This is a genomic window from Azospira sp. MPR-E4 (genome assembly GCF_058809645.1).
In genome coordinates this window covers 1-12,933 of record NZ_JBXAST010000077.1, presented here as the reverse complement: position 1 = coordinate 12,933, position 12,933 = coordinate 1, and the positions used below count along the sequence as shown (strand labels likewise).

Annotated in this window: 11 protein-coding genes; 2 read left to right on the top strand and 9 right to left on the bottom strand. The window is 68.5% G+C overall.

Features of this window, described 5'->3' with window-relative positions; all coding sequences use genetic code 11:
- Positions 1-183: 183 nt before the first annotated feature.
- Positions 184-387 carry a hypothetical protein gene (locus tag AC1RTA_RS15575; RefSeq protein WP_014237327.1) on the top strand — a complete coding sequence of 68 codons (204 nt, stop codon included), beginning with the start codon at positions 184-186 and terminating at the stop codon, positions 385-387.
- A 54-nt stretch (positions 388-441) separates the two neighbouring features.
- Here the strand turns inward: AC1RTA_RS15575 and AC1RTA_RS15570 are convergent, their stop codons facing one another.
- The 7 genes from AC1RTA_RS15570 to AC1RTA_RS15540 form a co-directional block, all read right to left on the bottom strand.
- A complete protein-coding gene (locus tag AC1RTA_RS15570) occupies positions 442-1,425 on the bottom strand; it encodes a hypothetical protein (protein ID WP_130458369.1) in 984 nt (327 codons plus the stop codon).
- Between the two features lie 215 nt (positions 1,426-1,640).
- Positions 1,641-3,125, bottom strand: coding sequence for a PepSY domain-containing protein (locus tag AC1RTA_RS15565; RefSeq protein WP_492785244.1), 1,485 nt, complete (start codon positions 3,123-3,125; stop codon positions 1,641-1,643).
- 55 nt (positions 3,126-3,180) lie between these two features.
- Positions 3,181-5,388 carry a TonB-dependent receptor gene (locus AC1RTA_RS15560; protein ID WP_492785243.1) on the bottom strand — a complete coding sequence of 736 codons (2,208 nt, stop codon included), beginning with the start codon at positions 5,386-5,388 and terminating at the stop codon, positions 3,181-3,183.
- Positions 5,389-5,589: 201 nt separating this feature from the next.
- On the bottom strand, positions 5,590-5,919 hold the full coding sequence (locus tag AC1RTA_RS15555) for a hypothetical protein (protein WP_416242624.1): 330 nt from the start codon (positions 5,917-5,919) through the stop codon (positions 5,590-5,592).
- On the bottom strand, positions 5,903-6,130 hold the full coding sequence (locus AC1RTA_RS15550; protein ID WP_014237332.1) for a helix-turn-helix domain-containing protein: 228 nt from the start codon (positions 6,128-6,130) through the stop codon (positions 5,903-5,905). Before AC1RTA_RS15550 ends, AC1RTA_RS15555 begins: the two co-directional genes overlap by 17 nt.
- A gap of 6 nt (positions 6,131-6,136) precedes the next feature.
- On the bottom strand, positions 6,137-6,688 hold the full coding sequence (locus tag AC1RTA_RS15545) for a DUF2975 domain-containing protein (RefSeq protein ID WP_152089325.1): 552 nt from the start codon (positions 6,686-6,688) through the stop codon (positions 6,137-6,139).
- A gap of 365 nt (positions 6,689-7,053) precedes the next feature.
- Entirely contained in the window at positions 7,054-7,848 is a 795-nt protein-coding gene (locus AC1RTA_RS15540; protein ID WP_492785242.1) for an alpha/beta fold hydrolase, read from the bottom strand.
- Between the two features lie 157 nt (positions 7,849-8,005).
- On the opposite strand from AC1RTA_RS15540, the gene pepN reads away from it, so the two are divergent.
- Positions 8,006-10,615: an aminopeptidase N gene (gene pepN / locus AC1RTA_RS15535; protein ID WP_492785241.1), complete on the top strand. Its 2,610-nt coding sequence runs from the start codon at positions 8,006-8,008 to the stop codon at positions 10,613-10,615.
- Positions 10,616-10,727: 112 nt separating this feature from the next.
- On the opposite strand, the gene AC1RTA_RS15530 is transcribed toward pepN, so the two are convergent.
- Positions 10,728-11,402: a PqiC family protein gene (locus AC1RTA_RS15530; RefSeq protein WP_492785240.1), complete on the bottom strand. Its 675-nt coding sequence runs from the start codon at positions 11,400-11,402 to the stop codon at positions 10,728-10,730.
- 14 nt (positions 11,403-11,416) lie between these two features.
- The coding region (locus AC1RTA_RS15525; protein ID WP_492785239.1) for a PqiB family protein at positions 11,417-12,933 on the bottom strand (1,517 nt) is incomplete at its 5' end.

The following is a 12,933-nucleotide window of genomic DNA, read 5'->3' as shown; positions in this document are numbered from 1 at the left end:
GCACCGATGTGGGGCGAAGGGCGGGGAAAAATGGGGTGGCCGGGAAGGTCCAGGGACCGGACCGGGTGGCGGTGCCTGCCCGGAGATGCCCGCGGATAGGGCGTCTCGGGGTGGCAGGGCGGGACTGTGGCCTGTTTTGTGCTCTGCAGCAATCAGGGAGTGATCTTTGTCGGGAGTAGCACCATGGACACCTCACGCTGGAGCAATTTCTTTGGGACCGGGGCCCTGGTCATGCCGCCCCTGCTGGGCCTGGGCACGGATTCGATGGTGAGTTTTGCCGTCACCGAGCTGGTGATGCTGCTGGTGCTGCTGATGGCCGTGGCCTGGGAGCAGATCATGCGCGAGGCCGAAGAGGGCCCCGGTTCCGACGGGGACGGCGAGCCCTGAGGGTGGACCCGGCCCCGGGGCGGCGGGCCGCTAGGCCGGCGGCGCCTGTCCGGATCAGGCGGGTAGCGGCACCGGGGCGAAGGGCACGCTGCCGATGGCCAGGTAGGTCTGGCAGCGCTCGATGTATTCCCGGGTGCTTTTGGGCATGGGGGTGCGGGCCCGGGTGATGTAGAACACCAGGTCCCGCCCGGCCCGCAGCAGGTGCAGGCCGTCGGAGACGCTGTGCACCGGGGAGCCGGCGGGGGGCGGACAGCGGCTGGGGGTGCCGGTGGGCGGCCCCGGGGTGAAGTTGGCCAGGCGTTCGCCGGCGGTGACCAGGGAGGACCAGATGTCGAAAATTTCCGGATCGGTGCGCAGGGTCTCGGTCTTCACCTTGGCGGCGGCGGCCAGGTCCCGGATGGGGCCGGCGACGCCGGCGAAGAGGGGCACCTGGCCGATGGTGTCGATCATGGCCGCGGCGATGCGGTCGATGTCGCGCAGGGTCTGGCCGATCTTGATGTAGCGGCCTTCGTAGAAATCTTCCACGGGAATGGAGAAGGCGCGGAAGGGCTCGCCCCACAGCTCGTCGATGCCTTCCTCGCCGCTGCGGTGCAGGACGAAGCGGCCCAGCTCCATGGCTTCCATCAGGTACTGGCCGCATTCCCGCATCAGGGCGTCGTCGCAGCCCACTTCGATGCCCTCGGCCTGCAGCTCCACCAGCTTGCGGAAAATGTCCGTGGCCCGGTTGAAGAGGGCGCCGGCCAGCATGGCGGCCTTGACCCGGCTCTTGCCTGGGTCCTGCTCGGCGGCGTAGGCGGCCCGGGCTTCGGCCAGGCGGTGGCCGGGAATGTTGAGGCCGTATTCGGTGTGGTTGAAGAGGCGCCGGGTGAGGGCCTCGATCAGGCGCTTCTTGGCGTCCAGGGAGTCGGCGGGGACCGGGTAGGTCTTGATCCAGTAGCCGTCGTAGTACACCCGCTCCTGGCCGTCGATGAGGCGGCGCGTGCCTTCAGCCGGCGGCTCGGCGGCTGCGGCGATTTCCAGATGACGGACGGTGGTCATGGTCCCAGACTCCCTAGGGGGCGATGATGGGGATGGAAGCAAGAGCCGTGCTTTCCATCCGGGGGAGCGGATTGTCGCTGATTTATGGGAATTTTTCCCGGAAAAGGAGGGGCGCCCCGGCGGGGTCGGGCACATTTCCGGTGCAGGAATACAACACCGGGCCGGAGATGCCCATTTCTGGGGCATTCCCGGCCCGGGGAGAGGATGCCGGCGGCTCAGCCCCGGGGCCGGGCCAGGCGGCGCAGGCCGATCACCAGGCCGCTGAGGCTGACCAGGAAGCCTCCCAGGCTGGCGACGATGAGCAGGATGTCCCACAGGGGCCGGTGCTGCAGCAGGGGCAGCCAGTCCCAGCTGTGGAAGAGGGCGAAAAGCCAGCGCTTGAGGCGCAGGCGGTCGTCCAGGCGCTGCACCAGGGCGCCGTTGCGCGGGTCCAGGTAGAGCCAGGTATGGGCCGGGTCGTCGAATTCCAGGCGCAGTACCGGCAGGGCCTTTTCCATATGGCCGGTCATGGAGTGGTAGGTGCGCTGGTAGTAGTGCCAGTCGTATTCCGTCTGCAGGTGGGTCGCCGCCAGCCCGGCCTGGGGCAGCAGCTGGCGCCCGCCTGCCTCGAGGACGCCCGGCTCCAGGGCGGACTGCACCACGCCCTGCCGCTGCCAGGGCAGCAGCCGGCTGTGGCCCTGGCTATCCCGGGCCTGGACGTAGGTGGTGCCGGCGAAGGTCAGCCATTCCAGCTCCCGGGCCTCCAGCCCGTCGGCGCGGAAGCGTTGCAGCACCTCGCCGATGCCGGGAGCGTCCGTGCCGGCGGCCAGTTCCAGGCGGGCCGGGGCCGGCTTGGGGGTGCCGGCGTCGAAGACCTTCCACGGATTGACCGAGAGCAGGCCGCTGAGGATCCAGGTGAAGGTGAGCAGGCCGAAGATGAGGCCCAGCCAGTGGTGCCAGCGCAGCATGGCCTTGCGGTAGGGGCTGCGGCTGCCGTTGGCGTAGGGCCGCCGCCGCCAGCGCAGGAGGCCCACCACGAGGCCGCTCAGGGCCAGCAGGGTGGCGGCGAGGGAGGTGTAGATGATGATCTCGGTCCACCAGCCGTCCAGCGCGCCGCCGCGCAGGGGATAGAGCCAGTGCAGCCAGGCGCCGAGCCAGTTCCAGGTGCGCTCGGTGGCGCTGGCGTCGCGCACCACCTCGCCGGTGCTGGCGGAGACGTAGAGCAGGGTGCGGCCTTGGCCGTCGTCGCTGCCGTCCATTTCCACCACGTGCAGGGGGCGGTGGCCGTCCAGGGCCCGGGAGTGGGTCCAGGCGTCTTCCTGCAGGGCTTCCAGGTAGCGGGCCGGCTGGCCGGGCAGGAAGGCCCGGGCCGCGGCCAGGGCGGCCTCGGCGTCGATGCTGCCGACCGCCTTGCCGTCATGGCCGGATATGGCGGCAAAGCGGTTTTTCTCCAGCCCGGCGATGAACACGGGGCGGCCGCCGATGCTGGTCAGGCGCAGGCTGCGGGGCCGGGCGCCGGCGGGGAGGGCGGCCAGGGCCTGCTCCAGATTGACGCAGCAGCCGGCGGAGGCCAGGGGCGGCAGGGTCTGCAGGCGTTCGGCGGTGCCCAGTTTGGGGTAGCCGACGTACATCATGACCACGCCGGAGAGGAACCACAGGGCCATGAACAGGCAGAGGACGATGCCGAGCCAGCGGTGGCCGAGGAAGAGCAGACGTTTCATGGAGGGCAGGCGGCTGGGTGGAAGGGCCGGCCCCCGGGCGGGGGCCGGTGGGGCCTCAGAAGCTGGTCTGGACCGACAGGTCCAGGGTGCGCGGGGCGCCCAGATAGACCATGTTGGTGCCGGAGACGTTTTCGGCGTAGACCTTGTCGGTGAGGTTCTTGATGCGGGCCGTCAGGGTGGTCTTGCGGTCCAGCTTGTACTGCACGAAGGCCCCCAGCAGGCCGTAGCTTTCGGCCTTCAGGGTGTTGGCAGCGTCGGCGTAGCGGTCCGAGACGTAGCGCAGGTCGCCGCCGACGCGCCAGTCGGCGCTGGGGCTGTAGCTCAGCCAGAGATTGGTGACCCGGGCCGGGATGCCGCTGGGCCGGTTGCCCTGGCGGGAGACGGCGACGCTGCCCACCTTTTCGCTGAAGTCGTCGTACTGGGCATCCACCACCGAGAAATTGCCGGAGGCCTGGAGCCGGGGCGTGAGCTGGTAGGCGGCGTTGACCTCGATGCCCCGGGAGGATTGCTGGCCCACGGGAATGGTGGTGCCCGGGTTGCTGGGATTGGTCGTCGAGATGTTCTTGCGGGTGATTTCGTAGTAAGCGACGCTGCCGTGGCCCCGGCCTTCGGCGAAGGCGAACTTGCTGCCGATCTCGTGCTGCTTGCCGGTGGTCAGGTCGAAGTCTCTTACCTGGGCGAAGCTGGCCGTGGCCAGGATGCCGGCGGGGGGGTCGGCGGCGGTGCTGTACTGCACATAGACGTTGGCGTTGGGCGTCAGGTCGTAGGTGAGGGCGGCGCGGCCGGTGAGGGGCTTGTAGGTGCGTTTGAAATAGGCCGGGTCGGTGGCGGAGGCGGCCCGGTGGTTGGTCACTTCCAGGTCGATGTGGTCCTGGCGCAGGCCCGTCAGCAGGGACAGGTCCTTGCTCAGGAAGGTGCGGTTTTCCAGGAACAGGGCCAGGGTGGTGACCCGGTTGGAGCGGTCCGGCTGGTAGGCGTCGCCGGCCAGGCCGGTGACCGAGTTGAAGGAGCCGGAGACCGGGTTGTAGGGATCCACGTTGTCGAGTACGGCCCCGTTGGGCGTCTGACTGGGGAAGCGGGTCTGCTTGTTGAGGCTGTAGTCCAAGCCGCCGGCCCAGGCCGTGGGCAGGCTGCCCAGGGTGCTGTCCCAGTTGAACTCGAAGCGGTTGCCGTTTACGTTCTGGTCGTGGCGTTGGAGGAATCCACCGCTGCGGTTGACCCGGGTGTTGCTGGCGTTGAAGGCGTAGGTCTCCACGTTGCGGTAGTCCCGCAGGGCGTCGTAGTGGTAGAGGGTGTTGCGCAGCTTGAGCTGGTCATTGACCTTGTAGTCGAGGATGGAGCGGAACCATTTGACGGTTTGCTCGTAGAGGCCGTCACTGACGTTGTAGTTCTTGAAACGGGTCTCTTTGTCGATGTGGACCTTGCCGTCAAAGGGCATCGTCAGGGGCGTGCCCCAGTAGGGCCGGTCCACCGTTTCCTTCTGGTATTCCACGGCCAGGGTGTGGCTCAGGTCGGGGGTCAGGTCGGTGAGCAGGGAGGCGGCCATCTGCCAGGCTTCCCGCTTGGTGCCCTTGCTCCAGCCCCGGGCCGAATCCCGGTTCACATCCAGGCGGATGATGTTGCGGTCGTTGAGGCGGCGGTTGGTGCCGATGGCCACCTGGGTGGCGTCGTAGCTGCCGTAGCGGGCCTTGGCCTCGGTGAAGTCGCCGTCCCGGTTGGCCAGCTTGGTGACGTAGTTGATGGAGCCGCCGATGGCGCCGGCACCGTAGAGGAAGCTGGAGGGGCCGCCGATGGCCTCCACCCGGTCATAGATCCAGCTATCCACCGGGCGGGCGGCGATGGCGTCGTACTGCACCGTGATGCCGTTGAACAGCTGGGTCACGCTGCCGCCGGAAAAGCCCCGGTAGAACACGGCGCCGGGGGAGCCAGGGGCCGAGGAGGCGGTCATGCCGGCCACGCCCTTGAGGATTTCCTGGGTGTTGTCGGCGCCGCGGCGCTCGATGGCTTCCCGGTCGATGACGGTGACGGCGGCCGGCGTTTCCTTGACGCTGAGGCCGAGGCGGCTGCCGGTGACCACCTTCTTGTCGAAGGCCAGGTCGTCCTGCAGGCCCTGGTCCCGCACCACCACCTCGTCCAGCACCCGGGGAGTGTCGGCGCTCTGGGCCCGGGCCAGGGGTGAAAAGATCATCAGCACGGCGAGGGAGACGGGCGCGAGGCGGTGGGGCAAGGGACGGCCGCAGCAGGCGACGGGGGCAGGGAGCATGGAACACCTATCCGGGAAAGTGCCCATCGGGCCGGGATGGCCGGACGCCGTTTCCCCGGGGCGCGGAGCGGCGTTGATGGGTCAGTCAGCGGAGGCGGATGCTAGGGGAGGACTATCACTAAAGGAATGTGACACAGTGTCACAGGTGCTTTCCCCATTCCCGCCGAGGCAGGCGGGACGGCCATTGCCAGAGGGCATGCCTCAAGGCGGGCAATTGGTGGGCACGGCCAGCTGGCCGCCCCCGGGAGTGGCGTAAACATTGGCCAGGATGGGATTATCCCGGTAGCTGGTGAGGCAGTAGCGGCCGCCGGCACTGCGCACCTCGACCCGGGATTCGCCGCCGGGATGGCCGTAGGTGGTTTCCGTCTGGCGGGGACGGGCCTCGATGCGCACCGGCTCCCCTTCCTCCAGCAGCACCTGGCGCGGCGGCCCGTCCCCGGCCCGGCTGGAGCCCGGCCACAGGGCGCCCAGCAGCAGGCCCAGGCAGAGGCCGGCCCCGAGGCGGCGGCAGGACTCAGCCGAGGCTCTCATCGCCCTCGTCCGCCCGGTATTCCAGCAGGTCACCCGGCTGGCACGCCAGGTGGCGGCAGATAGCCTCCAGGGTGGAAAAGCGCACCCCCTTGACCTTGCCGCTCTTGAGCAGGGACAGGTTCTGCTCGGTCATGCCGATGGCCTCGGCCAGTTCCCGGGAGCGCATCTTGCGCCGGGCCAGCATCACGTCCAGATTGAGAATGATCGCCATGGCCGCTCACAGGATCAGGGCGTTGTCTTCCTGCAGGCGGCGACCTTCCTCCATCACCTGCCCCAGGAGATGCACCGCCAGCCCCACCAGGACCATGGCCAGGCTGTCGCTGCCGATGCCGATGGCAAGCAGGCGCTGGCCGGGCGGATGGTCCAGGGTCAGGGCCAGCACCAGCAGGGTCTGGGACAGCACCTTGAGGCCGGCCCAGGCCAGCATGCCCAGGGCGAAGCGGCGATAGGCGCGGGCCACGGCGGTGGAAAACAGCTCGCCGTTGCCGTAGCGCCGGCAGATGCCGGCCAGGGTGAAAAAGACGTAGCTGCCCGCCGCCAGGGCCGGCAGATCGGTGAGATAGCCCAGCAACCGCTGCGACATGCTGAGATCGGCAGCCGCCACCCCGGCGATGCGGAAGGCGTCGGACCAGGTCACGCCCCAGTCGGCCCAGCGTTCCACATGGGCCCAGAGATAGGCCACCAGCACCGGCAGGAGCAGGGCGGCAGCCAGGGAAACCACCCGCAGCAGACGGGAGGCGCGGCGAATGCGATGTTGTGGAGTGTCCATGAGGCGTCCTGTTATGCAGTAAAAAATTAATGTTTTATATTAAGTTTTTGCAAATATAGGACAAGTGGACCTCGTATGGCAAGGGTGCCGTTGAACAATTGCCGTCGTAGCCTTGTCGTGCTGCTGCGAGGGGGAACAGTTGGGGCTTAAGACCTGCGAGGGGTTGCTGCGGAGGAGGTGAAACGGGGGACTCCCGATCTTGTGGGCGAAGGGAGCCTCCAGTATCGAAGCGAAAAGGGGATGGGGATTTGTCGCCTGCTGCCTGTTTCGTTCACGGCGGGGGGAATCGCCGGTGAACAACGGTAGGTCTTGCCAGATGATCCCGGAGCGTTGGAACTCCCGGATCATCTGCCGTCAGGGTTTGCCTAGCGTTCTTCCAACCACTGCAAAATTTCCGCCGCCGCCTTGGGCCAGGGATGGTCGAGCATGAGCATGTGGCCGCAGTGGGGGATGATCTTGAAGTCGCCGTTCCAGCGCAGGGCGGTGAAGCCGATGCTGGAGGGCGGGAAGACGGCGTCGAACTGGCCGCCCATGACCAGCACCGGCAGTTCGGGCCGGGAGCGGTAGCTGCGGTAGCCGAGGCCGGCCATGTCGGCGGCGGCTTCGGCGGATTCGGGCTGGATCAGGTGGGAGAACTGCAGCAGGCCTTCAGGCGGCATGTCGGGGGAAAAGTAGATGTCCCGCATCAGGAGCAGGCTGGCTTCGTCCATCTCGCCCTGGCTGATGGCGGGAATCTTGGCGAAGAAATCCGGATGCTTGAGGGCCAGGCTCATGATGGAACCCTGGGTGCCGGAAGTGGGCACCGGGGCCAGCAGCACGGCGGCCGGGGCACCCTGGCACTCCAGCACCCGCTCGATGACGGCGCAGCCCATGGAGTGGCCGATGAGGACGGGCGGCCGGGGCAGCTTGGCCATCACCTGCAGCACGTCGTCGGCGTAGTCATCCAGGCCGAAGCGGTCGAGCCGTTCCCGGCCTTCGCTCTGGCCGTGGCCGGAAAGATCGAGGGCGACGCAGTCGTAGCCGGCGGCGTTGAAGCGGGGCAGGAAATTGACGTCCCAGCAGCGGCTGTCCATGTAGCCGCCGTGGACGAAGAGGCAGGGAGGCTGGCCGTTGGGTTTGGCGGCCGGACGGTGCAGGGTGTGGATCTGGCGGGGTTTCATGGTGGAGGAGCCGGGACGGCGAGTGGGAAATGGTTTATGCCGGAACGATAACACCTTTGTTTTTAATCTGTGTGACGCTCCGGGGGCGGCGGAGGGCTGGCGTATCATTGCCGCCTGTTCCCCATTTTCGCGGCTGCGCTCGCGGCCCCCGCCGACCATGAAAACCGAAACGCCCCAGACCATTTACCTGAAGGACTACACCCCGCCCGCCTATCTGGTGGACACGGTGGACCTGGATGTGGACATCCGCCCCGGCAGCACCACCGTCACCGCCACCCTGGCCTGTCGCCGCAATTTGGCGGGCGCCGGGGCCCAGGCCCTGGTGCTGGATGGCGAAGAGCTGGAAACCGTATCGGTCGCCATCGACGGCCGGGTGCTAGCTGCGGGCGAATACACAGTTGGCGTCGAAACCCTGACCATCCCCGGGGTGCCCGAGCAGTTCACCCTGCGGACCGTGGTGCGCATCGTGCCGGAAAAGAACACCCAGCTCTCCGGCCTCTACCGTTCCGCTGACGGCTACTTCACCCAGTGCGAGGCCCAGGGCTTCCGCCGCATCACCTGGTTCCCGGACCGGCCCGACGTCATGGCCACCTTCAGCGTCACCCTGCACGCCGACAAGGCGGCCCTGCCGGTGCTGCTGGCCAACGGCAATCCCGTCGCCAGCGGCGACGAGGCCGATGGGCGTCACTGGGCCCGCTGGCAGGACCCCTTCAAGAAGCCCTGCTACCTCTTCGCCGTCGTCGCCGGCAAGCTGGACGTGCTGCGCGACACCTTCACCACCGCCAGTGGCCGCACCGTGCAGCTGGCCATCTACGTGGAGCCGGGCAAGCTGGACCAGTGCCCTCACGCCATGCTGGCCCTGAAGAAGTCCATGGCCTGGGACGAGCAGCGCTTCGGCCTGGAGTGCGACCTGGACCACTACATGATCGTGGCCGTGGGCGACTTCAACATGGGGGCCATGGAGAACAAGGGCCTCAACATCTTCAACACCAAATACGTGCTGGCCCGGGCCGACGTGGCCACCGACGTGGATTTCGAGAACATCGACCGGGTGGTGGCCCACGAGTACTTCCACAACTGGACCGGCAACCGGGTCACCTGCCGGGACTGGTTCCAGCTGTCCCTGAAGGAAGGCCTCACCGTCTTCCGCGACCAGGAATTCGGCGCCGACCTGCACAACCCCACCACCGCCCGCATCCGCGAGGTGCGCGGCCTGCGCGCCGCCCAGTTCCCCGAGGACGCCGGCCCCATGGCCCATCCGGTGCGTCCCGCCTCCTACATGGAGATCAACAACTTCTACACCGCCACGGTCTATGAAAAGGGCGCCGAGGTGGTGCGCATGATCCAGACCCTGATCGGCCGCGAAGCCTTCCGCGCCGGCATGGACGAATACTTCCGCCGCCACGACGGCCAGGCCGTCACCTGCGACGATTTCGTCGCCGCCATGGCGGCAGCTTCGGGCTTCGACTTCACCCAGTTCATGCGCTGGTACAGCCAGCCCGGCACGCCTCAGGTCAAGGCCGAGGCTGCCTACGATGCCGCGGCGAAGCGCTACACCTTGAGCTTCACCCAGAGCAATCCCAAGGCTTCGGACAACGCGCCCTACCTGATCCCCATCCGCGTCGCCCTGTTCGACCGCCAGGGCCAGGAACTGGCCGGCCACAGCCGCACCCTGCTGCTCACCGAGAGCACCCAACGCTTCGATTTCGATGATGTGGCGCAGGCTCCGGTGCCTTCCCTGCTGCGGGACTTCTCCGCTCCGGTGGTGCTGGACTTCGCCTACAGCGACGCCGACCTGACCCTGCTGCTGGCCCACGACAGCGATCCCTTCAACGCCTGGGAAGCGGGGCAGCGCCTGGCCTCCCGTCTGATCCTGGAAGCCACCGCGGCCATCGCCGCCGGCCAGGCGCCGGTGGTGCCGGAAGGCTTCATCGCCGCCGCCCGCCGCCTGCTCGGCAGCCATGAAGAGGCCGGCGCCGCCTTCGTCGCCGAAGCCCTGACCCTGCCCGGCGAGGCCACCCTGGCCGAGATGCTGGAGGAGGTGAATCCGGACGCCCTGCACGCCGCCCGCAACCATCTGCGCCTCTCCCTGGCCGAGGGCCTGCGGGCCGAGCTGGCTGCCGTCTATGCGGAACTGGCCCCCAGCGGTCCCTACCAGCCCAGCGCCGAAGACGCCGGCCGCCGCGCCCTGCGCAACCTGTGCCTCTCCTACCTGCTGGAATTCAACACCGCCGGCATGCGCCAGCTGGCCGTGCGCCAGTTCGAGGACGCGGACAACATGACCGACCAGTTTGCCGCCCTGGCCGCCCTGGCCAACGTGCTGGGCGACTGCCCCGAGCGGGAGACGGCCCTGGCCGCCTTCTACCAGCGCTGGCAGGGCGAGGCCCTGGTGGTGGATAAATGGCTGGCGGTGCAGTCCTCCAGCCGCCAGCCCGACACCCTGGCCACGGTGCAGCGCCTCACCGGCCATCCGGCCTTCGACCTCGGCAATCCCAACAAGGTCTATGCCCTGCTGCGCACCTTCGGTGCAAACCTGGTGCGCTTCCACGCCGCCGACGGCGCCGGCTATCGTTTCTTCGCCGAGCAGATCAAGGCCCTGGACGCCCGCAATCCCCAGGTGGCTTCCCGCCTGGCCCGCTGCTTCGATCGCTGGAAGAAGTTCGACGCCGGCCGCCAGGCCCACAGCCGGGCGGCCCTGGAAAGTCTGCGGGACCATCCCGGCCTGTCCCGGGACGTGTTCGAGATCGTCACCCGGGCCCTGGGTTAAGGCGGGGACAGTCGGGGCCGCCGTCCAGCAAGGTGGCGGCCTGAGAAATAGGGTGGCCGGGAAGGCGCATGGCGCCTTGTTCCCGGCCTGCCGTGCCTGAAGGTGGCCGTCCCTATTGGGCTGCAGCCGGCAGGGGTTGGCTCCGGATGGCCGCGGCTATCTCGGCGGCGGCCTGACTGAGAGCCCGGCGCTGGGCCGCCACCAGGGCGGCGGCGCCGCCGTCGCCCGTCATGGTTTCGTTCCCCGCCGCCAGCGGCTCGTGCACCTGGCTGCGGCCGAGCAGCTCCTTGCCCTGCCGCGGCTGCAGGGTCCACAGCAGATCCAGATCGACGCCCCGGCCCACCTGGGCCTCCAGGCGCTGCACGTGCAGGGTGAGGCGGAAGTCGGCGTCGAAATGGGGGGCGCCGTTGGGCAGGGCCGCCACCCGGGAAGAAGCCAGCAGGCGTCCCAGGTCGGCGGCGATGCTGCGGGCGATGCCGCTGCGCAGGGGCTCGGCCCAGCGCTGCTGTTCGCTGAGCAAGATGCGCTGGTCCGGGCCCCGCAGCACCAGCTGGGGCCGGTCCAGCAATTCGGGCAGGCTGGCGCTGAGCAGCAGCACGCTGGGGCCGTTGCCCTGGCCGCCGGGGCGGCCGTCGTCCAGGGTGTAGAGGCTGGCCTTGGGCGTGGTGCCGCAGGCCGCCAGGAGCAGGGCGGTGCCCAGGATGGCGAGGGCGCCGCGCCGGGCGGCGGCGAAGGCGGAAAGGGTAGAACGGGCGGCGATGGGGCGGCGCGTGGGCATGGTCGGCATTTCTCTCAATCCTCTCAATCGTCCTTCTTGCCCTTGAGCAGGGCTTCGGGCTGGCGTTCCAGCAGGTCCGCCAGGTTGCGCACGGCGCTGGCGGCCCGGCCCACTTCCCGCAGGGTGTCGCGCACTTCCTGCTGCATCGGGGCGTCGCTGGCCAGGACCTTGTTGGCCTGGTCCAGGGCCTTGCGGGCATCGCGCAGGGTGTCGGCCAGTTCCGGCACCACTTCCCGGTCCAGGCGGGTGATCAGCTTGTCCGTGTGCTGCAGGGTGTGCTGCAGAGTCGTGGCGATGGTTTCCAGCTGGTCCTGCAGGGAGTCCAGGCTGCCGGGCTGGGTCGGCAGTTCGGCAATGCCCTTGCCCCAGCGCATGGCGGCGGGCTTGGCGTTGGGGAAGTAGTCCAGGGCCACGTAGCGCTGGCCGCTGACGATGTTGCCGGTGCGCAGCTGGGCGCGGAAGCCCCGGGCCACCATGGCGTTGAGCACTTCCCGGATGTCCTTGCGGCTGGGTTCCGCGTTGCCCATGCCGCGGCTGCGGCGACTGAGGCGTTCCGGGTAGAGCTTGATCTCCACCGCCATGGAAAAGTTCTTGGTGGTCTGGTCGAAATCCAGGTCGATGCGGGACACCTCGCCGGCGGTGATGCCGCGGAAATCCACCGGGGCGCCCACCGTCAGGCCCCGCACCGATTCGCGGAAGATGAGCACGTACTTCTGGTAGCTGCTGTCGGGAATGCGCTGAGCCGTGGCCTGGTCCGGATGGAGGACGAAGGTGCTGGCGGCGGGGGCCGCTGCCGGCGTCTCGCCGGGCTCCCCTTCGGGGCTGGAGAAGGCGACGCCACCCAGCATCAGGCTGAGCACGGACTGCATGTTGAGCTTGACTCCGTCCGCATCCATGGCCACATCGACGCCGCTGGCGTGCCAGAAGCGGGAATTGGGACTGACGAAACGGTCGTAGGGGGCATCCACGAAAATCTGCACATCGACGCCGCGGCCATCGGGCTGCATGGCGTAGCCGATGACCCGGCCCACCGGGATGCGCCGGTAATAGACCGGGGCGCCGATGTCGAGGGAACCCAGGGTGTCGCTGCTGAGCTTGAACTGGCTGCCCCGGGTGTCGCTGGTGATGGCCGGCGGCTCCTCCAGGCCGACGAATTCCCGGGCGTCGCTGCCGGAGTGGCCCGGGTCGATGGCGATATGCACCCCGGAGAGCAGGGTGGCGAGGCCGGAAACGCCGCCCACGGTGACCCGGGGGCGCACCACCCAGAAGCGGCTGTCCTCCACCAGCAGGCCCTTGGCGCTGTTGTTCACCTGGACCTTGACCTGGACCGAGCTGCGGTCCGGGCTCAGGGTGATGTCCGTCACCGTGCCGATGTCCACGTCCTTGTACTTGAGGCGGGTCTTGTTGGCCTCCAGACCTTCTGCCCGGGCGAACTGCAGGGTGATCTGGGGCCCCCGCTCGAGCAGGGCCTTGATGCCCAGGCCCAGACTGAGGGCCACCGCCAGCAGGGGAATGATCCACACCAGGGTGGGGCGGCGGC

What these genes read in the sequence shown, in the direction of transcription:
- AC1RTA_RS15575 (WP_014237327.1), top strand. Translation starts at nt 184, where the DNA reads ATGGACACCTCACGCTGGAGCAATTTCTTTGGGACCGGGGCCCTGGTC.
- AC1RTA_RS15570 (WP_130458369.1), bottom strand. Translation starts at nt 1,425, where the DNA reads ATGACCACCGTCCGTCATCTGGAAATCGCCGCAGCCGCCGAGCCGCCG.
- AC1RTA_RS15565 (WP_492785244.1), bottom strand. Translation starts at nt 3,125, where the DNA reads ATGAAACGTCTGCTCTTCCTCGGCCACCGCTGGCTCGGCATCGTCCTC.
- AC1RTA_RS15560 (WP_492785243.1), bottom strand. Translation starts at nt 5,388, where the DNA reads ATGCTCCCTGCCCCCGTCGCCTGCTGCGGCCGTCCCTTGCCCCACCGC.
- AC1RTA_RS15555 (WP_416242624.1), bottom strand. Translation starts at nt 5,919, where the DNA reads ATGAGAGCCTCGGCTGAGTCCTGCCGCCGCCTCGGGGCCGGCCTCTGC.
- AC1RTA_RS15550 (WP_014237332.1), bottom strand. Translation starts at nt 6,130, where the DNA reads ATGGCGATCATTCTCAATCTGGACGTGATGCTGGCCCGGCGCAAGATG.
- AC1RTA_RS15545 (WP_152089325.1), bottom strand. Translation starts at nt 6,688, where the DNA reads ATGGACACTCCACAACATCGCATTCGCCGCGCCTCCCGTCTGCTGCGG.
- AC1RTA_RS15540 (WP_492785242.1), bottom strand. Translation starts at nt 7,848, where the DNA reads ATGAAACCCCGCCAGATCCACACCCTGCACCGTCCGGCCGCCAAACCC.
- pepN (WP_492785241.1), top strand. Translation starts at nt 8,006, where the DNA reads ATGAAAACCGAAACGCCCCAGACCATTTACCTGAAGGACTACACCCCG.
- AC1RTA_RS15530 (WP_492785240.1), bottom strand. Translation starts at nt 11,402, where the DNA reads ATGCCGACCATGCCCACGCGCCGCCCCATCGCCGCCCGTTCTACCCTT.